24 protein-coding genes are annotated in these 17,752 nt (G+C 65.3%); 18 read left to right on the top strand and 6 right to left on the bottom strand.

Annotated elements, in window-relative coordinates; genetic code table 11:
• Positions 1 to 10 precede the first annotated feature (10 nt).
• The 16 genes from rpsE (at position 11) to rpsI (ending at position 9,217) form a co-directional block, all read left to right on the top strand.
• Positions 11 to 532: a 30S ribosomal protein S5 gene (gene rpsE / locus WEB52_12200; GenBank protein MEX2227197.1), complete on the top strand. Its 522-nt coding sequence runs from the start codon at positions 11 to 13 to the stop codon at positions 530 to 532.
• On the top strand, positions 532 to 714 hold the full coding sequence (gene rpmD / locus WEB52_12205) for a 50S ribosomal protein L30 (GenBank protein ID MEX2227198.1): 183 nt from the start codon (positions 532 to 534) through the stop codon (positions 712 to 714). Before rpsE ends, rpmD begins: the two co-directional genes overlap by 1 nt.
• Positions 715 to 1,368, top strand: a complete 654-nt coding sequence (gene rplO, locus WEB52_12210; protein MEX2227199.1) for a 50S ribosomal protein L15 — start codon at positions 715 to 717, stop codon at positions 1,366 to 1,368. It abuts the gene before it with no gap.
• Positions 1,352 to 2,731, top strand: coding sequence for a preprotein translocase subunit SecY (gene secY / locus WEB52_12215; protein ID MEX2227200.1), 1,380 nt, complete (start codon positions 1,352 to 1,354; stop codon positions 2,729 to 2,731). Before rplO ends, secY begins: the two co-directional genes overlap by 17 nt.
• Positions 2,732 to 3,316 (top strand): adenylate kinase, encoded by a 585-nt coding sequence (locus tag WEB52_12220; GenBank protein ID MEX2227201.1) that lies wholly within the window; start codon positions 2,732 to 2,734, stop codon positions 3,314 to 3,316.
• Positions 3,317 to 3,324: 8 nt separating this feature from the next.
• Complete coding sequence (map, locus tag WEB52_12225; protein MEX2227202.1) at positions 3,325 to 4,083, top strand: type I methionyl aminopeptidase; 759 nt, start codon at positions 3,325 to 3,327, stop codon at positions 4,081 to 4,083.
• A gap of 86 nt (positions 4,084 to 4,169) precedes the next feature.
• A complete protein-coding gene (gene infA / locus WEB52_12230) occupies positions 4,170 to 4,388 on the top strand; it encodes a translation initiation factor IF-1 (protein ID MEX2227203.1) in 219 nt (72 codons plus the stop codon).
• A gap of 9 nt (positions 4,389 to 4,397) precedes the next feature.
• Positions 4,398 to 4,511, top strand: a complete 114-nt coding sequence (rpmJ, locus tag WEB52_12235) for a 50S ribosomal protein L36 (protein MEX2227204.1) — start codon at positions 4,398 to 4,400, stop codon at positions 4,509 to 4,511.
• 3 nt (positions 4,512 to 4,514) lie between these two features.
• Positions 4,515 to 4,898: a 30S ribosomal protein S13 gene (gene rpsM, locus WEB52_12240; protein ID MEX2227205.1), complete on the top strand. Its 384-nt coding sequence runs from the start codon at positions 4,515 to 4,517 to the stop codon at positions 4,896 to 4,898.
• Positions 4,899 to 4,958: 60 nt separating this feature from the next.
• Positions 4,959 to 5,360, top strand: coding sequence for a 30S ribosomal protein S11 (rpsK, locus tag WEB52_12245; GenBank protein MEX2227206.1), 402 nt, complete (start codon positions 4,959 to 4,961; stop codon positions 5,358 to 5,360).
• A 19-nt stretch (positions 5,361 to 5,379) separates the two neighbouring features.
• Positions 5,380 to 6,006, top strand: a complete 627-nt coding sequence (gene rpsD, locus WEB52_12250) for a 30S ribosomal protein S4 (protein ID MEX2227207.1) — start codon at positions 5,380 to 5,382, stop codon at positions 6,004 to 6,006.
• 74 nt (positions 6,007 to 6,080) lie between these two features.
• Positions 6,081 to 7,196 carry a DNA-directed RNA polymerase subunit alpha gene (locus WEB52_12255; protein ID MEX2227208.1) on the top strand — a complete coding sequence of 372 codons (1,116 nt, stop codon included), beginning with the start codon at positions 6,081 to 6,083 and terminating at the stop codon, positions 7,194 to 7,196.
• A 2-nt stretch (positions 7,197 to 7,198) separates the two neighbouring features.
• Entirely contained in the window at positions 7,199 to 7,564 is a 366-nt protein-coding gene (rplQ, locus tag WEB52_12260; GenBank protein MEX2227209.1) for a 50S ribosomal protein L17, read from the top strand.
• A gap of 4 nt (positions 7,565 to 7,568) precedes the next feature.
• Positions 7,569 to 8,354, top strand: coding sequence for a tRNA pseudouridine(38-40) synthase TruA (gene truA, locus WEB52_12265; GenBank protein ID MEX2227210.1), 786 nt, complete (start codon positions 7,569 to 7,571; stop codon positions 8,352 to 8,354).
• 10 nt (positions 8,355 to 8,364) lie between these two features.
• Positions 8,365 to 8,808 (top strand): 50S ribosomal protein L13, encoded by a 444-nt coding sequence (rplM, locus tag WEB52_12270; GenBank protein ID MEX2227211.1) that lies wholly within the window; start codon positions 8,365 to 8,367, stop codon positions 8,806 to 8,808.
• A 10-nt stretch (positions 8,809 to 8,818) separates the two neighbouring features.
• Complete coding sequence (gene rpsI / locus WEB52_12275) at positions 8,819 to 9,217, top strand: 30S ribosomal protein S9 (GenBank protein MEX2227212.1); 399 nt, start codon at positions 8,819 to 8,821, stop codon at positions 9,215 to 9,217.
• Between the two features lie 77 nt (positions 9,218 to 9,294).
• Here rpsI and WEB52_12280 read toward each other — a convergent pair whose 3' ends face one another.
• Together WEB52_12280 and rpsT are read right to left on the bottom strand one after the other, a co-directional pair.
• Positions 9,295 to 10,194, bottom strand: coding sequence for a phosphotransferase (locus tag WEB52_12280; GenBank protein MEX2227213.1), 900 nt, complete (start codon positions 10,192 to 10,194; stop codon positions 9,295 to 9,297).
• 24 nt (positions 10,195 to 10,218) lie between these two features.
• Positions 10,219 to 10,584 (bottom strand): 30S ribosomal protein S20, encoded by a 366-nt coding sequence (gene rpsT / locus WEB52_12285; protein MEX2227214.1) that lies wholly within the window; start codon positions 10,582 to 10,584, stop codon positions 10,219 to 10,221.
• A gap of 165 nt (positions 10,585 to 10,749) precedes the next feature.
• Here rpsT and murJ point away from each other — a divergent pair, with 165 nt between their 5' ends.
• Positions 10,750 to 12,399 carry a murein biosynthesis integral membrane protein MurJ gene (gene murJ / locus WEB52_12290; protein MEX2227215.1) on the top strand — a complete coding sequence of 550 codons (1,650 nt, stop codon included), beginning with the start codon at positions 10,750 to 10,752 and terminating at the stop codon, positions 12,397 to 12,399.
• 125 nt (positions 12,400 to 12,524) lie between these two features.
• Positions 12,525 to 12,890: a zinc-ribbon domain containing protein gene (locus tag WEB52_12295; GenBank protein MEX2227216.1), complete on the top strand. Its 366-nt coding sequence runs from the start codon at positions 12,525 to 12,527 to the stop codon at positions 12,888 to 12,890.
• A 30-nt stretch (positions 12,891 to 12,920) separates the two neighbouring features.
• Here the strand turns inward: WEB52_12295 and nhaA are convergent, their stop codons facing one another.
• From nhaA to WEB52_12315, 4 genes are all read right to left on the bottom strand, one after another.
• Positions 12,921 to 14,330, bottom strand: coding sequence for a Na+/H+ antiporter NhaA (nhaA, locus tag WEB52_12300; protein MEX2227217.1), 1,410 nt, complete (start codon positions 14,328 to 14,330; stop codon positions 12,921 to 12,923).
• A gap of 47 nt (positions 14,331 to 14,377) precedes the next feature.
• A complete protein-coding gene (locus WEB52_12305) occupies positions 14,378 to 15,454 on the bottom strand; it encodes a deoxyhypusine synthase family protein (GenBank protein ID MEX2227218.1) in 1,077 nt (358 codons plus the stop codon).
• Between the two features lie 98 nt (positions 15,455 to 15,552).
• On the bottom strand, positions 15,553 to 16,239 hold the full coding sequence (locus WEB52_12310) for an HAD family hydrolase (protein MEX2227219.1): 687 nt from the start codon (positions 16,237 to 16,239) through the stop codon (positions 15,553 to 15,555).
• A 162-nt stretch (positions 16,240 to 16,401) separates the two neighbouring features.
• Entirely contained in the window at positions 16,402 to 17,637 is a 1,236-nt protein-coding gene (locus tag WEB52_12315) for an acyl-CoA dehydrogenase family protein (protein ID MEX2227220.1), read from the bottom strand.
• Positions 17,638 to 17,752: the final 115 nt, after the last annotated feature.

Genomic DNA, 17,752 nt, shown 5'->3' on the forward strand with positions numbered 1-17,752 from the left:
GGAGTACAACATGGTCACAGCGACAAAGCGAGAGAGAATCGAGCCGCGCGATCTGGAACTGCAGGAGAAGGTCGTCTTCATCAACCGCGTCTCCAAGGTGGTGAAGGGCGGACGCCGCTTCAGCTTTAGCGCCGTCGTCGTCGTGGGCGACGGCCAGGGGCACGTCGGCGCCGGCCTGGGCAAGGCGAACGAGGTGCCGGAGGCGATTCGCAAGGGCTCCGCCGCGGCGCGCAAGAGCCTGATCCGCGTGCCGATGAACAAGACCACGATCGCCCATCCGATCCTCGCCCGCTTTGGCGCCGCGAAGGTGATGATGAAGCCGGCGTCTGAGGGCACGGGCGTGATCGCCGGCGGCGGCGTGCGCGCCGTCATGGAGGCCGCGGGCATCAAGGACGTCCTCACGAAGTCGCTGGGCTCGGCGAACGCCCTCAACGTCGTGCGCGCGACGATGCAGGGGCTGTCCGAGCTGCGCGATCCGGCGCAGGTCACCGCCCGGCGCAAGGCCAGCGTCGCGCGCGCAGGGGCATCGTAATGTCGAGGATCAAAGTCACCTGGCAGCGCAGCGGCATCAACCATCGCGAGGACCAGAAGCGTACGATCCGCGCGCTCGGTCTGCGCAAGCTCGGGCAGACGGTCGAGCACGAGGACAATCGCACGATCCGCGGCATGGTTCACAAGGTGCGCCATCTCGTGGTCGTGGAGGAGGGTGCGTAGATGCAGCAGCACGAACTGCGGCAGCCCGCGGGCGCGACGCACAAGCGCAAGCGCGTGGGCCGCGGCAACGCCAGTGGACACGGCACATACGCGACGAGGGGCCTCAAGGGTCAGAAGGCGCGCTCAGGCGGCGGAGTCCGCGTCGGCTTCGAGGGCGGCCAGTTGCCGTTCATCCGGCGCATGGCGCGCAAGCGCGGCTTCACGAACCGATTCCGCGTTGATTACGAAGAAGTTAACGTCGGCAAGCTCGCGCGCTTTTCGGCGAACGCCGAGGTCAACGAGCAGGCGCTGCGTGACGCGCGGCTCGTGCGAGGCGGCCGCCCGATTAAGATTCTTGGCGTCGGCGATCTCTCGGTCGCGCTGACCGTCGAGGCGGCGAGTTTCTCGCAGTCCGCACGCACGAAGATCGAAGCGGCCGGCGGCACGGTGCGCTGGCTGAACGGCGAGCCGCAGCCGAAGGAGCCGGTCGAGCCGGCGCCGAAGGCGAAGCGCGCGAAGACTCCGAAGCCCGAGACGACGGCCGGCAAGGCTGCATCGAAGACCGACAAGGCTGCATCGAAGACCGACAAGGCTGCGTCGAAGGTAGAAGAAGAGCAGGACTCCGCGGGCTCCGACGAGGAGCAGGAAGAGGCATCAGATGGCGCTGGCGGCTAGCAGACAGCAACAGGCGAATCGCCCACGACTCCTGCAGGCTGTGTTCGATGCGATGCAGCAGCCGGACATCCGGCGCAAGCTGCTCTTCACGTTCGCGCTGCTTGTCGTGTTCCGGTTCATTGCGCACGTCCCGATCCCGAACGTCGATCCGCGGGCACTCGAGGATGCGTTCGAGGGCAACAACCTGCTGAACCTGTTCAACCTGTTCAGCGGCGGCGCGTTACGTCAGCTCAGCATCGCCTCGCTCGGCGTGTACCCGTACATCACGGCGTCGATCATCATGACGCTCGTCACGCCGATGATCCCTTCGCTGCAATCAATGCGGCAGGAAGGTGAACAGGGCCGTAACCGCATCGAGCTGTACCAGCACTGGATGACGGTGCCGCTGGCGTTCGTCCAGGGCTACGCACAGCTCGTGATCCTGGAGACGCAGGTGTCGGGCACGGGCGCGCTGCGTTTCAGCCCCAGCTTCACCGGCGACGACGCACTGCCGACGCTCACCGCGCTCTTCGCGATGACCGCCGGCACGTTGTTCCTGGTCTGGCTCGGCGAACTGATCACCGAGAACGGCATCGGGAACGGCATTTCGGTGATCATCTTCGGCGGTATCGTCGCGGGCATGCCCGGACTGCTGAACCAGTTGTTCAATTCGACGATCGGCATGTTCGGCATCGCCCTCCTGGCTGCGCTGTCCGTCGTCCTGGTCGCCGCGATCGTCTTCATGCAGGAGGCGACGCGCAAGATTCCCGTGCAGTATGCGAAGAGCGTTTTTCGAGCGGGCAAGATGTACCGGCAGTCCGGACAGAGCCACATACCACTGCGCGTGAACTCGGCGGGCATGATCCCGCTGATCTTCGCGTTCTCCATCGTCATCCTGCCGGTGACGATCGCGCAGTTCATGCTCGACTCATCCACCACACCGTGGATCCGGGACACCGCGAGCTTCTTCGTGCGCGTGCTGGGGCCGGGCACGGGGACGGGGGGCGCAGGCGCGAGCCCCGGATTCTACATCCTGGTGTTCGTGCTGGTGGTGTTGTTCAGCTTCTTCTACACACTTGTCGTGTTCCAGCAGCAGAACCTGGCGGAGAACTTGCAGAAGAACGGCGGCTTCGTGCCAGGTATCCGGCCGGGGCGCCCGACGGGCGAGTACATCATGCGCGTGCTGGTGCGTATCACGTGGGCCGGTGCGCTGTTCCTGGGCCTCGTCGCGATCTTGCCGTATCTGGTGACAAACTGGTTCGACATAACGTCACTCACGATCAGCAGCACCGGCATGCTGATCGTCGTCGGCGTCGTGCTGGATACGATGAAACAGCTGGAAGCGCAGCTCCTGATGCGCAACTACGAAGGGTTCATTCGCTAGGTGTACGTGATCTTCTTCGGCCCTCCGGGTGTCGGCAAAGGCACGCAGGCGGCGATCGTCGCCGCACAGGCGGGCTGGGCGCACATTTCGACGGGCGACATGCTGCGCCGCCACGTCGACGAGGGCACGGACTTGGGCAAGCAGGCCAAGTCGTATATGGACGGCGGCCAGCTCGTCCCCGACGCGCTCGTCATCGATATGTTCATCGATCGTCTCGCGGGGCTCCGGCCCGATCAGGGCTTCGTGCTCGATGGATTTCCACGGACGATCGCACAAGCACGCGCACTCGATCAGGCGCTGCAGTCCCGCGGCAAGGCGATCGACATGGCGCTCAACATCACCGGCCCGGACGACGTGCTCGTCGAGCGCCTGCTCAATCGCGCTAAGGAATCCGGCCGTACCGACGACACACCCGAAGCGATCCGGACGCGCCTCGAAGTGCAGAAGCCGCCTGCCGAGTTGCTCGATCACTACCGGCAGCAAGGCAAGCTCACGGAGATCGATGGCATACCCCAGATCGAAACCGTAACCGCATCCATCCTCAAGGTGCTCGACATGGAGCGCGGTGCGCAGGCCTCGGCGTAAGGAGTCGCATGCCGATCATTCTCAAGTCAGATGATGAGATCGCGATCATGCGCGAAGCGGGGCGCATCGTCGCGAACACGCTCAATCTGCTGGTCGAGGCGTTGCGCCCCGGGCTCGTCGTGAAGGAACTGGACAAGATCGTGCGGCGCGAGTTCGCGCGGCATGACGTGATCCCGACGTTCCTGGGCTACGGCCATCCGGCGTATCCCGCGACGGTCTGCGTCTCAGTGAACGAAGAGATCGTGCATGGGATCCCGGGCAAGCGCGTCATCAAGGAGGGAGACATCGTCAGTCTCGACCTGGGTTGCACGTACAAGGGGTTCGTCGGCGACTCGGCGGTCACCGTGATCGTCGGCACACCGAAAGACACCGTAGCCGAACGACTGGTCAACGTAACCAGGGAGGCGCTAGAGGCCGGCATTGCGCAGGCCAAGGCGGGTAATCGTATGGGGGACATTTCCCACGCCATCCAAACGCACATCGAATCGAACGGGTTCGGTGTGGTCCGGGAATACGTGGGACATGGCGTCGGGCGGGATATGCACGAGGAGCCGCAAGTGCCCAACTTCGGTCCGGTGGACCGGGGGCCGGTGCTCAAGAAGGGCATGGTGCTGGCGTTGGAGCCCATGGTGACCGTCGGAGACTGGCGCACCCGCCAGCTGGATGACCACTGGACCGTCGTCACCGCGGACGGCAGCCTCGCAGCGCACTTCGAACACACGATCGCCATCACCGAGAACGGCGCCAGGGTGCTCACAGCGCCATAACAAAGGGATAAAACTTCTCGTTTCCACGGGGAGCCTGCATTTGGTATAAGAATAGGCTGATCACGGAGATTTCCGAGAAGGAGCGCATGGCAAAGAAGGACGCGATTGAGGTTGAGGGCCTCGTGCGAGAGCCCCTCCCCAACGCGATGTTTAAAGTTGAGTTGCCCAACGGGCACCAGGTGCTGGCGCATATCTCGGGAAAGATTCGTCTTAATTTCATCAAGATCCTCCCCGGCGACCGCGTATTGGTGGAGCTTTCACCATACGACCTGTCGCGGGGGCGCATCACTTACCGGTTCAAGTAAGAGGACATCATGCGAGTCCGGGCTTCGGTAAAGAAGCGCTGCGAGAAGTGCAAGATCATCAAGCGTCACGGCGTGCTGCGCGTGATCTGCGAGATTCCGAAGCACAAGCAGCGGCAGGGGTAGAACATGGCACGTATCGCCGGCGTCGACATTCCGCGCGACAAGCGCGTCGATATTTCGCTCCGTTACATCTACGGCATCGGTCCGACGACGTCGAAGAATATCGTCACGACGGCGCAGGTGAATCCGGCGACGAAGGTGCGCGACCTGACCGACGAAGAAGTGAGCCGCATCCGGGAACTCATCGATAAGGAGCACACCGTCGAAGGCGATCTGCGGCGCGAAGTGCGCCAGAACGTGCAGCGCCTGATCGAAATCAATTGTTACCGCGGAGTGCGCCACCGCCGCGGCCTGCCCGTGCGTGGACAGCGCACGCGCACGAACGCGCGGACGAAACGCGGTGCGCGCCGCACGGTCGCCGGCAAGCGCAAGGCGGCAGCCAAGAAGTAGACCCGGACCTGTCCGGCATAACAGCACGGTGCGCCGGTGCGCGGCGCGAGAAGGAGACGCATGGCTGAGCGAAAGGCATCGACGAAGACGAAGGGACGAAAGCGCGAACGTAAGTCCGTGCCGCGCGGCCGCGCCTACGTGCAGTCGACGTTTAACAACACGCTCATCACGCTGACCGGACCGAATGGCGATGTCCTGTCGTGGGCGAGCGCCGGCCAGGCAGGGTTCAAGGGCTCCCGCAAGAGCACGCCGTATGCCGCGCAGATCGCCGCCGAACAGGCCGCCCGCCGCGCGATGGAGCACGGTCTGCGCCAGGTCGAGGTCTTTGTGAAGGGCCCCGGCAGCGGCCGCGAAGCGGCGATCCGGGCGCTCCAGAGCAGCGGACTGATGGTGCTCAGCATCAAGGATTCCACGCCGATCCCGCACAACGGGTGCCGGCCTCCCAAGCGGCGGCGCGTGTAGGCCGGAAGGACAACAATAGATGGCTCGATACACAGGACCGGTCTGCCGCATCTGCCGCCGCTACGGCGAGAAGCTCATGCTCAAGGGCGACAAGTGCGTCACCAAGTGCACGCTGGAAAAGCGCCCGACGCCTCCGGGGCAACAGTCGACGGGGCGGCGGCGTAAGCTTTCTGACCGCGCCCTGCAGTTGCGCGAAAAGCAGAAGGCTCGCTACTCATACGGCGTGCTGGAGAAGCAGTTCGTCGACTACTACGAGGGCGCCGTCCGGCAGCCGGGCGTGACGGGCGAGAACCTCGTGCGCCAACTGGAAATGCGGCTCGACAACGTCGTGCACAAGATGGGGTACGGCGACTCGCTGGCCCAGGCTCGCCAGTTCATCAATCACGGTCACATCGCCCTTAACGGGCGCAAGACGGACGTCGCATCGGCCGTCACGAGGGCGGGCGACACCGTCGGGTGGACGGCGCGGGGAAGGAAGACGGAGGCTTTCAAGTACGCACAAGAGAACATAACGAACAAGAAGATCCCGTCATGGTTGAACGTCGACCCCAGTGCGATGAGCGGCCGCGTGCTGTCTGCGCCCGCGGCCGGTGAAGTCGTCTCGCAGTTCGACCCCGCCGTGATCGTCGAGTACTACTCGCGGTAGCGAACACATCGGGCAGCGGAGGCGCATGGGCCGCAGTGGCCGATGCGCCCGCTTTACGCCCGGGGAGGAACACATTGAACGAGCTGGATCCCGCACAGATCGAAATCGAAGAAGAAACAGAGTATTACGTCCGTCTCGTCGCGGAACCGCTGAACGCCGGCTTCGGCACGACCCTGGGAAACGCGCTCCGTCGCGTGCTGCTCAGTTCGCTGCCGGGCGCCGCCGTCACCTCGGTCCGCATCGAGGAGGTCGAGCACGAGTTCTCGACCATCCCGCACATGAAAGAAGACACGACGGAGTTCCTCCTCAACCTGAAGGAACTGCGGCTCCGTGCCTACTCCGACCGCCCCGCCAAGCTCTACCTGGAAGCGCAGGGGGAAGGCGCGGTGATGGCGGTGGCGATCCAGGCGACCGCCGACTACGAGATCGTCAATCCCGACCTGCATCTCGCGACGCTCGACTCGTCGGACGCGCGTCTTACCGTCGAGCTAAACGTCGAGTCGGGCCAGGGCTACGCACCCGCCGGACAGAGCGATGGCCTGCCGATCGGCGTCATCCCTGTCGATGCGATCTTCTCGCCCGTGCGGCGCGTGAACTTCCACGTCACGCACACGCGCGTCGGGCAGATGACGAACTACGACCGCCTGACGCTCGAGGTATGGACCGACGCCACGATGTCCGGCGTCGATGCCGTCAGCAAGAGCGCGGAAATCCTGCAGGATGAGTTGCGCATGTTCGCGTTGCTCGGCAAGCCGCTGCCGCCGACCGTCGACCGCGGCCTCGGCGTCGGTACGTCGCTGCCGCCGGACAAGTACAACATGCCGATCGAGGATCTGAACCTCTCGGTCAGGGCGTACAACTGCCTCAAGCGCAGCGGGCTCATGACGGTCGGGCAGGTGCTGGAGAAGAGCGAAGACGAACTGCTCTCGCTGCGCAACTTCGGCCGCAAGTCGTACGACGAACTGCGCGACAAGCTCATCGAACTCGGCCTGCTCGCCGCGTCCGAAGACGGCATGTCGGAAGAAGCGAGCGCAATGCCGCTCGGACGCTCCGTGCCGTCGTCGTTGACCGGCGAAACGTCGGAGGAAGGCGAGGACCTCAGCCCGCTCGGCGCGGCGCTCATCGAGGCGCTGCGCGAGGCCGGCGAGGACCCGTCGGAACTCATGCGCCGCCGCGAAAGGGAAGAGTAGGCATGCGCCACAAGGTCAGCGGCCGCAAATTCGACCGTCCGGGTGACGAACGCCGCGCCCTGCTGCGGGGGCTCGTCGGCGACTTGATGCGGCACGAGCGCCTCAAGACGACCGAAGCGAAGGCGAAGGAAGTGCGCCCCATCGCCGAGCGCATGATCACGCTGGGCAAGGACGGCACCGTGCACGCGCGGCGCCAGGCGCTCGCCTATATCAACGACAAGGATGTCGTGAAGAAGCTCTTCGACGAAATCGCGCCGCGCTTCACAGCGCGCCCGGGCGGCTATACGCGCATCATCAAGCTCGGTCCGCGCAAGGGCGATGGGTCGCAGATGGCGCAGCTCGAACTCGTCGAACGCGCGGCAGAGTAGCGATATGAGCGGCGATACCGTCGTCCGGCGGGCCGGACGTCGCATCGCCGTCTTGCTCGAGTACGACGGCACGGCGTATTGCGGGTCGCAGTACCAGGCGAACGGCCCCAGCATTCAGAGCGAGCTGGAGTCGGCGATTAACAACCTGACGGCAGAACGCGTCCGTGTGGCCTTCGCGGGGCGGACGGATGCGGGCGTACACGCGCTCGGGCAGGTAGCGGCGTTCGATACGAGCACGGCGATCGCCCTCGAATCGGTCGTGGCCGGACTCAACCACTTCCTGCCGGAGGACATCGCCGTGAAACGGGCGGCGGACGTGGACCGGGGCTTCGATCCGCGCCGCGATGCCAAGAACCGCGTGTACGCGTATCGCATCGACAACCGGCCGCTGCGGTCGCCGCTGCTGCGCGATCGGGTGTGGCATGTCGACCGGCCGCTCGACGTGGCGGCGATGCAACGGGCGGCGCGCCGGCTCGAAGGCGCGCACGACTTCGCGGCGTTCGCACCGCCGTTCGATGGCCGCACGGAGCGCACGTTGCGGCGGTGCGAGATCATCGGTTCGTGCGAGCAGTTGACGGTGCGCATGGAGGCGCAGGCGTTTCTGCCGCACCAGGTGCGGCGCACCGTCGGGCCGATCGTCGAGGTCGGGCTCGGGCGGCTGACGGAAGAAACGCTCGTGGAACTGCTCGATGCGGCGGAGCCATCGACCGCGGGGCCGGCGGCGCCGCCTTGCGGGCTGTATTTGGCGCACATAGAGTATTACGGACTCGATTTCGGGTCCGAAGGGTGAACGGACAGGCATGGGAACGTATTCGCTGAAGCCGAAAGACATAGAAGAGAAGTGGCACGTCGTCGACGCCGACGGCCAGGCGCTGGGGCGCCTGGCATCGAGAGTGGCGGCGACGCTGCGCGGCAAAGACCGCCCGACGTTCACGCCGTCGATGCCGAACGGTGACTTCGTCATCATCGTCAACGCGGCGAAGGTGAAGATCACGGGCGATATGCGTGAAAAGAAGTACTGGCGGCACTCCCAGTACCCGGGCGGACTCAAAAGCATCTCGCAGGAGAAGCTGCTCGCGACGCGCCCGGAACGGGTCGTTGAGTACGCCGTGAAAGGCATGCTGCCGCACAACTCGTTGGGCGCGCGGCTGCTCAAGCGGCTGAAGGTCTACGCCGGTCCCGACCACCCGCACGAGTCGCAGGTGAACGCGGGTAACGGCAAGAAGCGCACGGCATCGGCGTAGGAGAAGATTGATGGCAGCAACGGAGCGATACCTCTACGGCACGGGACGGCGCAAGACGGCCGTCGCGCGCGTGCGCTTGTACCCGGGCGCCGGCGAGATCCTCGTGAACGGCAAGGGGTACATGGACGTGTTCACGCGCGGCACACACCAGCAGAAGGTACTGGCGCCGCTCAAGGCCGCCGGCGTCGATGGCAAGTACAACATTCAAGCCCGCATCGTCGGCGGTGGCATCACGGGGTGGGCCGGCGCGCTTTCGCACGGCATCGCGCGCGCCATCGCCGGCAACGATGAAACGGCGAAGCCGGCGCTCCGGCGCCAGGGGCTCCTGACGCGTGACCCGCGCATGAAGGAGCGCAAGAAGGTCGGCCTCAAGCGGGCCCGGAAGGCGCCGCAGTACACGAAGCGCTAGCCTCCGGCTACAACAGAGAACAAACAACAGACAACAGAGGAGAAGGTCACCCTCTGTTGTTTTGTTGTCTGGTGTTCTTAAATCACGACAGGCCGCGCCACCACGGCGCGATGGACGTCTCGATCGCCCGCACGATGCCCTCGACGCGCTCCGGGTGCGCGCGCACGTCGTAGTCGAGTTGCCGTAACGACTGGTACGCCGCGAGGAACGCCAGCACATCCGGCGGACACGTCCTCGCGCGCACATTCGACAACAATGCGCGCGGCATCCGGCGGCACACGGTGGTCGATCGCGCACCAGAACGCAAGCGTCACCAGGTCGACGCGCCAGTCGCCCGACAATGCGAACTCCCAGTCAAAGACGCCTGTGATCTCGTCGCCGATCGCGAGATAGTTGCGATGATGGAAGTCGGCGTGGACGACGTCGTTTTGCCGTAACTGCACGCGTTCGCCGTGCTCGACGACCGATGCAAGTTCTCGCGCGAGCGGCGCCGCGCGCTCGTCCTGCACGACGGTCTCCATGTGCTCACGCATTCGGGCGAAGGCGAACGAGCGCCAGTCGTTCGACTCGCCGGCGGCATCCTTGTGCATCTTCGCCAGTTCGATGCGTCGCTGCGCATGTCGCGCGGTCATGGAGTCGGGGACGTCACCGGGAAGTCTCTCCTGCAGCGACCACGCGACGTTCGGTGTTCCGCCCGTGCCAACGTATTCGGGCGCCGGGTATCCGATCGCGCGCAGGCGACCGGCAAGCCGCACGCCCCGCTCGAATATCGATGCAAGGCTGCGGCTCGTGAGGACCGCCGGAGGCGACATCGTCTTCAGCACCAACTCGCGCCCGGCGCGGTCGATGGAGAGCATGGCGCCGAACTCGCCGCCCGCCAGCGGCCCGACGACGTCTACGCCCAGGTCGCCGGCCAGGGACTGCAGTTCGGAGTTGTCGATCATAAGGAAATGGCCCTCGCTGCTCGCGACGGCCACCGGTGATTGGACAGTCGGCGGGAGCTACTTCTTGGTGCTTTTCGTCGCCCGCTTTGCCGGCGCCTTCTTCGCGGCCGCCTTTTTGGCCGGAGCGCGGCGCTTCTTTGGGGCTTCGGCAGCCGCAGTGCCGCCGGCAGCGGCGTTCAGGTGCTTCATCAGCCGCGACTTGTGGCGCGAAGCGGCGTTCTTGTGAATGACGTTGCCCTTGGTCGCGCGGTCCAGGACGCTCATCGCCTCCCGCACAGCGGCGGCTGCGTCGCCGGAGCCTTCGGCGATGCCCGTGCGGGCCTTCTTGACGGCGGTGCGAGTGGCCGTGCGGACGGTCTTGTTGCGTTCGCGGTGTCGCTCATTCTGGCGCCACCGCTTCAGCGCGGATTTCGAGTGTGCCAATGTGGAGATCCTCCCTGAAGATTGCGGGTCATGCTATCGAACGGGGTGGGCGCTGTCCAGCCACGCCGGAGGTCGCTCGATTGTAGGGAAAACGACCTCCGTAGTATGATGCGGCGACCGCGATATCCCCGGGCGGACACCCCCGAAACCGGTCTGTTGCCCATGTTGAGAACGCTGCGATCTCGCTTCTTCGCGGATGAGGAGGAGCGCTCCGACGATGCCATCCGCCTTGACGCTACGACGACGCTGGCGGCCGCCGCATCGATCGTCGCGCTGGGCTTCCTCGGCAGCAGGCTGCTCGGCCTCGTGCGGACCGTGGCGATCGCGCACGCGCACGGCACGAGCCCCGACCTGGATGCGTACTTCGTCGCGTTTCGGCTGCCGGACCTGATCTTTCAGTTGCTGGCCGGCGCCACACTCGGCAGCGCCTTCATCCCGACCTTCGCGCGCGTGCTGAACCGCGGCAGCGAGCAGGACGCCTGGCGGCTGACGTCTTCGGTGCTGAACATCGTCTTCCTCGCGACGCTCGTCTTCGCCGTGCTCGGCCTGCTCTTCGCGCCCGTGCTCGTGCCGCTCACCGCCCCGGGCCTTGGCGACGAGACGGGCCAGAGCGAAGAACTGCGGGCGCTCGCCATCGACCTGACGCGCATCATGATGATCTCGCCGATCCTCTTCGCCGTGAGCGGCATGTTCATGGGCATCCTGAACGCCCGTCATCACTTCCTCGCGCCTGCGATTGCGCCGATGTTCTACAACGTCGCCATCATCGTCGGTGCGCTGATCTCCGACGACGTCAAGGTCCTCGCATTCGCCGTTGTGATCGGTGCGCTGCTGCACCTGTTGGTGCAACTTCCGGCGTTGCGCCTCGTCGGCATGATGTGGCAGCCGATCTGGGAATGGCGCGATGCCGCCGTCCGCGAAGTCGGCCGCCTGATGGGCCCGCGTGTGCTCGGCCTGGGCGCCTATCATCTGAACTTCATCATCGCGACGTTCTTTGCGTCGACAGTCGGCAGCGGCGCCATCTCCGCGGTCAACTACAGCTGGCTCATCGTCATGACGCCGATCGGGCTGTTCGGCATGGCGATCTCGACCGCCGTCTTCCCGCGGCTCGCCGAGCAGGCCGCGCGCGAGGACGGCGAGCTGCGCGAGACGCTTGGTCGGGCGTTACGCCTCATCCTCTATCTCACGGTGCCAGCGAGCGTGGGGTTGATGATCCTCGCGCAGCCGGTCACGGCATTTCTCCTGCGGAGCGGCGCCTTCGACGCCGACTCGGCCGACCTCGTGGTTACCGCGCTGGTCTTCTACTCGATTGGACTGTTCGCCCACAGCGGCATTGAGATCCTGAGCCGCGGCTTCTACGCGCTGAGCGACACGCGGACGCCGGTAGCGTTCGCCATCATCTCCATGGCGGTGAATCTCGTGCTGTCGCTGGCGCTGGTGTGGAACTTCGGCATCGGCGGGCTAGCGTTTGCGCTCTCCGCCGCCGCCATCGTCGAGTTCGTGCTGCTGGTGCGCACGCTCGGGCGGCGCCTGCGCGGCCTGGACAACGGCATGGTGATGCAATCGCTCGCGCGCACCGTCGTGGCCACGGTGCTCATGGCCGAAGTGCTGGCGTTGTGGCTGGCGGTGCTCAAGCTCGCTGGCGCGCTGGACCTCGGCAGCAAGCTCGACTCCGGCGTCGCCGTCGTCGGGGGGATGCTCATTGGCGGTGCGGCGTTCTACATCACCAGCAGGGCCCTCCGTAGCCAGGAGGCGGTGGTGCTGGCGGAACGGCTGCCCCTTCCGGGGGCGGTCCGGCGCCTGGTCCTGGGATAAGCGTTTCCCTCACTTGTGAGGCGTCGAATCCGGCCGATATACTGAGCATGGTGTTCACAGGCTCCGGTTACCGACACGGTGCGGCCTTGAGGGCCGCACGTTTTTGTCCCTGAGGGGGAGTATCATTGAGCTTCGCAGATAAGACTCTCGTATGCCGCGACTGTAAGCAGAACTTCACGTTCACCGCTGGTGAACAGGAGTTCTATGCGAACAAGGGGCTCCAGAACGAGCCCGTGCGCTGTCCGTCGTGCCGTTCGGTGCGCAAGTCGACCCGCCAGAACGAGCCCGAAGAGGGGTATGTGCGCTACGGCGTGTTCGCGAGCTTCGGCGGTCGTACGCCCCGGCAGATGCACCCCGCGACCTGCGCCGAGTGCGGCATGATGACCGAAGTGCCGTTTCAGCCGCGCGGCGACCGCCCTGTCTACTGCAGCAACTGCTACTCGAAGGTCCGCCCGCCCGAAGGCTCGACCGACGCCGAGCGCGCCAGCTAACGTCCGATCAGACCGCGAATCCCGGAGGCCTCACGAACGTGAGGCCTCTTGCGTTGCATCCGCCACTGGGTGCGCCTCTGCCGGTCGCGCGGGCGCGAGGAGGCGTAACGTCGCGAACCCAACGACGCCCATCAGCGCCGACCCGGCGAAGACGCCGATCTTCGCCTCATCGATGAGCTCCGCCGAGTCGAATGCCAGCTCCGAGATGAACAGCGATACCGTGAACCCGATGCCGGCGATCATCCCGGTTGCGAGCAGCATCACCCAGCTGACGCCGGTTGGCAGCGTTGCTACGCCTGCCCGCACCGCTGCGAACGAGAACAACACGATGCCGGCCGGCTTGCCCAGCATCAGCCCTAACGCTACACCGATCGACACGGGCGATTGCACCGCATCGGCGATGCTGTCGCCGCTGAGTTCGACGCCGGCATTCGCCAGTGCGAAGAGGGGGATGATCAGGTAGCTCGTCCACGGGTGCAGCGCCTGCTCGAGCCGATCCGAGACGGGCCGGCTGTCGCGCGCCAGCTCCTCGAGATCGCGAAGCGCCGCCTGCTCCAGCTCCTCGCCCTCGGGCGTGCCTTCCGCTTCGTTTCGGCGTAGCTGATCGCTTAGGTCGAGAACGCGGCTCTCGAGCTGCTTGTCCTCGTAGAACGCGTTGACCGGCGTCAGCAGACCGAGCGCCACGCCGGCGATGGTCGCATGGACGCCGGACTCGTGGAGGGCGAACCAGCCGAAGACGCCAAGGCCGATGTATACGATGAGGTCGCGGATCCCGAGCCGCCCCATGATCGCAACCGCGCCGAGGGCGCCGGCCGCGGCGGCCAGCCAGCCGTAATCGATCTCGTCGGTGTAGAACACGGCGATCACAGCGATCGCGCCGAGGTCATCGGCGATGGCGAGCGCCAGCAGGAATACCTTGAGCGCCAGCGGCACGCGGGTGCCCAGGAGCGTCAGCACTCCCACCGCGAAGGCGATGTCCGTCGCCATCGGGATGCCCCAGCCACGCGCGCCATCGCCGCCAGCGTTCAGCGAGACATAGATGAGCGCGGGTACGATCATGCCGCCGAGCGCCGCGGCAACCGGCAAGGCCGCCTTACGCGGATCCGACAGCTCGCCTCTCAGCAGCTCTCGCTTTATCTCGAGCCCGACGACGAAGAAAAAGATCGCCATCAGACCGTCATTGACCCAGTCCGTCAGCGAAAGATCGAGTTCGGCGACGTTCAGGTCGACGACGAGGTGCGCATTCCAGAACTCCGCATAGCTGTCCGTGTCCGGCAGGTTCGCCCAGACCAGAGCCGCCACCGCGGCGACAAGCAGCAGGATGCCGCCGGCCGTTTCGGTGTGGAGAAACTCCTGGAGCGGGCGTACGAGAGGCCGCAGGACGGCGGGCGTCGTGGGGCGAGAGGCGGGATTACTCAGCGTCGTCTCCTTACGGCTCAGCGAGCGTCACTCGAAAGTATGCCAGAGGGCGGCTGCACGACCGCGCGCTAGAAGTGGTACTTCTCCGACAGGTTGTACTCTTTGCCGCCGTAGATTGCGGTCAGCGTGCCATCGTCTTCGTGCCGGAAGCGGAAGCATTGCGACGAGTCCCGCGATCTGACGAGCGACGACGCGACGGCGATCGAAAGGTTCGAGTCCAGGAACACCTCGACGGCCTCAACCTGCGGGTCGAACTTCTTCCAGCTAATGCCTTCGCTGATCGTCGAGCCGGAGAGCGCGCCCGTCTCCGCCGGCTCGATGCTGAACCGCACAGCTTCGGCGTGGCCCCTGCCCTTCGTCTTGAACATGTACGACCCGATTTGCGACTGCTGGATGTGATTCCGCGGCGCGCCGCCGCCGAAGATCACCGTCGACGTGCGCTCTCCCAGTTCTTCGGCCAGCAGTACGATCGCGGCCATCTCCAGCACGTCCTGCACGATGTCGAACTGGATGTGCTTGCCGCCCTCCGCGCGGAAGAACCCGAGATCCATGCCCAGCACCGAATCGCCGATCGCCGGGCAGTACACAGGCGTGCCGGCGTCCGCAGCGGCGGTGAGGATGCCGCGCTGCGAGCCGATCTTCTTGAAGTAGAGGCCCATGCGGTAGATGTACTCGCGCGTCGTCAGCAGCCGCTCCGGCAACCCTTCCGCAAACTCAAAGATCATGGGCTCGACGCGGCGATAGTCCGCTTCGTCGCCGAACGTGTCCCAGAAGCGATTCACATCGTGCTCGGCGAGCACCACGTCGTCGGCAGTTGCATGTCCCTGGTAGTGGAGGCTGCCGAGGATCTCGAGCATGTCATGTGTGAGTTGCGCGCCGGTGATGTCCAGGACATCGATGCGCCGCTGGTCGATCAGCGACGCGATCGCCGGCCCGAACCCCATTGGCACGGGCGCGCCGGCGACCGCGCAGAAGATCACGCGGTTGCGCTCGACCATCTTGCTCCAGAGCGCGATCGCGTCGGAAAGACGCCGTGGCTGCCCGCCCGTGCGCCCCAGCGCATCGATGAACCCGCGCAGCGAAGCAGCCGCATCGGGCTCGAAGCGCTTGATCGGCGTGACAAGAAAGTCGTGCTGGTCAGCCACGGTGGAAGGGTAGCGAAGGACCGATCAAGGGCATAGGCGCCGTTCCGGTCCGAATCGATGTCTTCGGTTGAGGAATGGTCGCGCTGGGTCGTGCGCGATTACACGCCCGCGGCTTCCTTCGCCTTGAGCAGGAAGTCTTCCTTACCGCACTTCAACAGTTCGTCGATGCGTTGGATGACGATGTCCGGCTTGTAGTCGACCGCGTGCTTGGGGTCGAGCGCGTACTTGCCCTGCAGCACGTGGACGGTCGTCAGCCGGTCACCGAGCGCCGCCTTCGAGCGCAGGAGGATGCCGGGCTTGTCGTCGACGAGCACGTAGTGGTCGGCCTTGAATCGCGCTCGTACCGACGGCAAGAACTTCTCCTTGTGTACGAAGATCAGCACGCGCCCTTCGACTGCCTGCGTGACGCCGCACTGGTGGATCTTGCTCGGCTGGAATACGGGGTCACCGTCGGACAGCACGATCGGCGTGCCCATGGTCTTCAGGTGCTCGATCACCTCGATGGCTTGCGGGTAGAGCCGCGGGCAGAAGTCCCACTCCATCAGCGCATCGAGCGCAGTTTGGACGAGGTCTGCATCCTTTGGATTCTCCTCGGCGAGCCTTCGCATCGTCTCGTAGAAGTCGATCACGTCCAGGTCGTCGCGCACGACCTCGTAGAGGCGCCAGAACTCTTTGGCCAGGCGTTCGCCCAGGATGTCCCCGAGCGTGGCTTTCATGTCTTCCTTGACGCCGTCGTTGTCCAGCAAGGTGTTGTCCAGGTCGATCAAGAAGACGAGTTGCCGCACGGTCGATCCTTCCCGGTTGGCGCCCGGCCCGGGGCGCGAGCCCCACCTCTTCAAAGTCTAAAACGCGCGAGCGTAACGGGCATCACTTCTCCGTCAAGCACATCTCAATTGAGTATATAGGCGGTTGCCAATACCCCGACGCCCTCAGATTCCGCGGCCCGCCTACGGCACGTACTGGTCGATGATCTTCTGCGCCGCCGTCAGCGACAGGATGTCGTTCGAGCCGTCCTCGATCATGGACGAGCGGGCGTCCCGGAACAGCATCTCGACGACCATCTCCTTCGTCAGTCCCATGCCGCCATGGAGCTGTACCGCATCGCTCGCCACCTCGAATGCGGTCTGCGTGCAGAACACCTTCGACGAGATCGAGTACTGGGTACCCGGCGGAAACGTGCCGCTGTTGTACAAGACCGTCGCCCGCGACAGGTGCCGCGCCGCCTCGACCTTCACGAACATGTCGAAGAGCTTCTTCTGCACGAGCTGGTGCTCGGTAATCGGCACGCCGCCCTGGATGCGTCCCTTGGCGTACGTCAGCGCCTCTTCGAACGCCGCGCGCGCGACGCCGGTGAACGTCGAGCCCATGTAGGCGTTCGCGCCGGCCAGCACCGCATCGATCGTGCCCGTGTACGCCTCGGGTGGCGCCAGCATGTACGACTTCGGGATGCGCACGTTGTCGAAGAAGATCTCGCCCTGGTTCAGCGCTCGCTGCCCAATCTTGTTCAGCGGCGCGCCCTTCGTCACGCCGGGCAGGTTCAGCGGCACGATCGCCACGCCGCCACCCGCCATGCCGCGCGCCCGGTCGACGCCGAGAAACGCCAGCGCGTGCGTCGCAATGGTGCCGTTCGACACCCACGCCGACTTCTGGCCGTTCAGCACGTACTGATCGCCGTCGGGCGTCGCGTTCAGGCCGTACTGGATGTCGGGATTGGAGAAGTACTTCGTGCCGGGCATCAGCGTGTCGGAGCCGTGGCCCGGCTCGGTGATCGCCCAGCAGCCGATGTATCGCCCCTGCTTGTCCTCGCAGAACGGCATGACGATCTCTTCCATGATCTGCGGGTCGCGCCGGCCCGCGGCGAACGCGAACGGAAACGACGTCACCGCCAGCGCGATCGCCAGGCCCGCGCTGCCCCAGCCCATCTCTTCGTTCACGATGTGCGACTCGAGCGGCCCCATGTGCGAGCCGCCGAGCACTTCGGGGAAGTTACGCAGGTGATAGCCGTCCTCGTAGGCACGCTTGAAGACGTGCCACATCGGCGAGCCCTCGGCAATGGTCTCCTCGGGCGTCATCTTGTCCATCGCGACGCTCGCGGGGCGCATGACGTCGCGCGCGAAGGCGTGCACCTGCTCCTTGAGGGCTTTCTGCTCGTCCGTGAGGTCTTTGCGAAGGTCGACGTACATGATGCGCTCCCGGTTCTAGCCTGTCCTCAGCATTGGGGAAGCCGCGGTTACATGGAAGGGCCGAACGACGCGAGGCGGACGGTCGGGAGGTGGGAGATCGGGGTAGGAGGTCGAA

This window comes from Dehalococcoidia bacterium (assembly GCA_040902535.1).
Lineage (GTDB): Bacteria > Chloroflexota > Dehalococcoidia > DSTF01 > JACRBR01 > JBBDXD01.

Bases quoted from the DNA above. Each gene is read 5' to 3' on its own strand.
- WEB52_12315 (MEX2227220.1), bottom strand. From the start codon at position 17,637: ATGTACGTCGACCTTCGCAAAGACCTCACGGACGAGCAGAAAGCCCTC.
- rpmD (MEX2227198.1), top strand. From the start codon at position 532: ATGTCGAGGATCAAAGTCACCTGGCAGCGCAGCGGCATCAACCATCGC.
- truA (MEX2227210.1), top strand. From the start codon at position 7,569: ATGAGCGGCGATACCGTCGTCCGGCGGGCCGGACGTCGCATCGCCGTC.
- rpsE (MEX2227197.1), top strand. From the start codon at position 11: ATGGTCACAGCGACAAAGCGAGAGAGAATCGAGCCGCGCGATCTGGAA.
- secY (MEX2227200.1), top strand. From the start codon at position 1,352: ATGGCGCTGGCGGCTAGCAGACAGCAACAGGCGAATCGCCCACGACTC.
- rpmJ (MEX2227204.1), top strand. From the start codon at position 4,398: ATGCGAGTCCGGGCTTCGGTAAAGAAGCGCTGCGAGAAGTGCAAGATC.
- infA (MEX2227203.1), top strand. From the start codon at position 4,170: ATGGCAAAGAAGGACGCGATTGAGGTTGAGGGCCTCGTGCGAGAGCCC.
- rplO (MEX2227199.1), top strand. From the start codon at position 715: ATGCAGCAGCACGAACTGCGGCAGCCCGCGGGCGCGACGCACAAGCGC.
- rpsD (MEX2227207.1), top strand. From the start codon at position 5,380: ATGGCTCGATACACAGGACCGGTCTGCCGCATCTGCCGCCGCTACGGC.
- map (MEX2227202.1), top strand. From the start codon at position 3,325: ATGCCGATCATTCTCAAGTCAGATGATGAGATCGCGATCATGCGCGAA.
- rpsI (MEX2227212.1), top strand. From the start codon at position 8,819: ATGGCAGCAACGGAGCGATACCTCTACGGCACGGGACGGCGCAAGACG.
- rpsK (MEX2227206.1), top strand. From the start codon at position 4,959: ATGGCTGAGCGAAAGGCATCGACGAAGACGAAGGGACGAAAGCGCGAA.
- rplM (MEX2227211.1), top strand. From the start codon at position 8,365: ATGGGAACGTATTCGCTGAAGCCGAAAGACATAGAAGAGAAGTGGCAC.
- rplQ (MEX2227209.1), top strand. From the start codon at position 7,199: ATGCGCCACAAGGTCAGCGGCCGCAAATTCGACCGTCCGGGTGACGAA.
- rpsM (MEX2227205.1), top strand. From the start codon at position 4,515: ATGGCACGTATCGCCGGCGTCGACATTCCGCGCGACAAGCGCGTCGAT.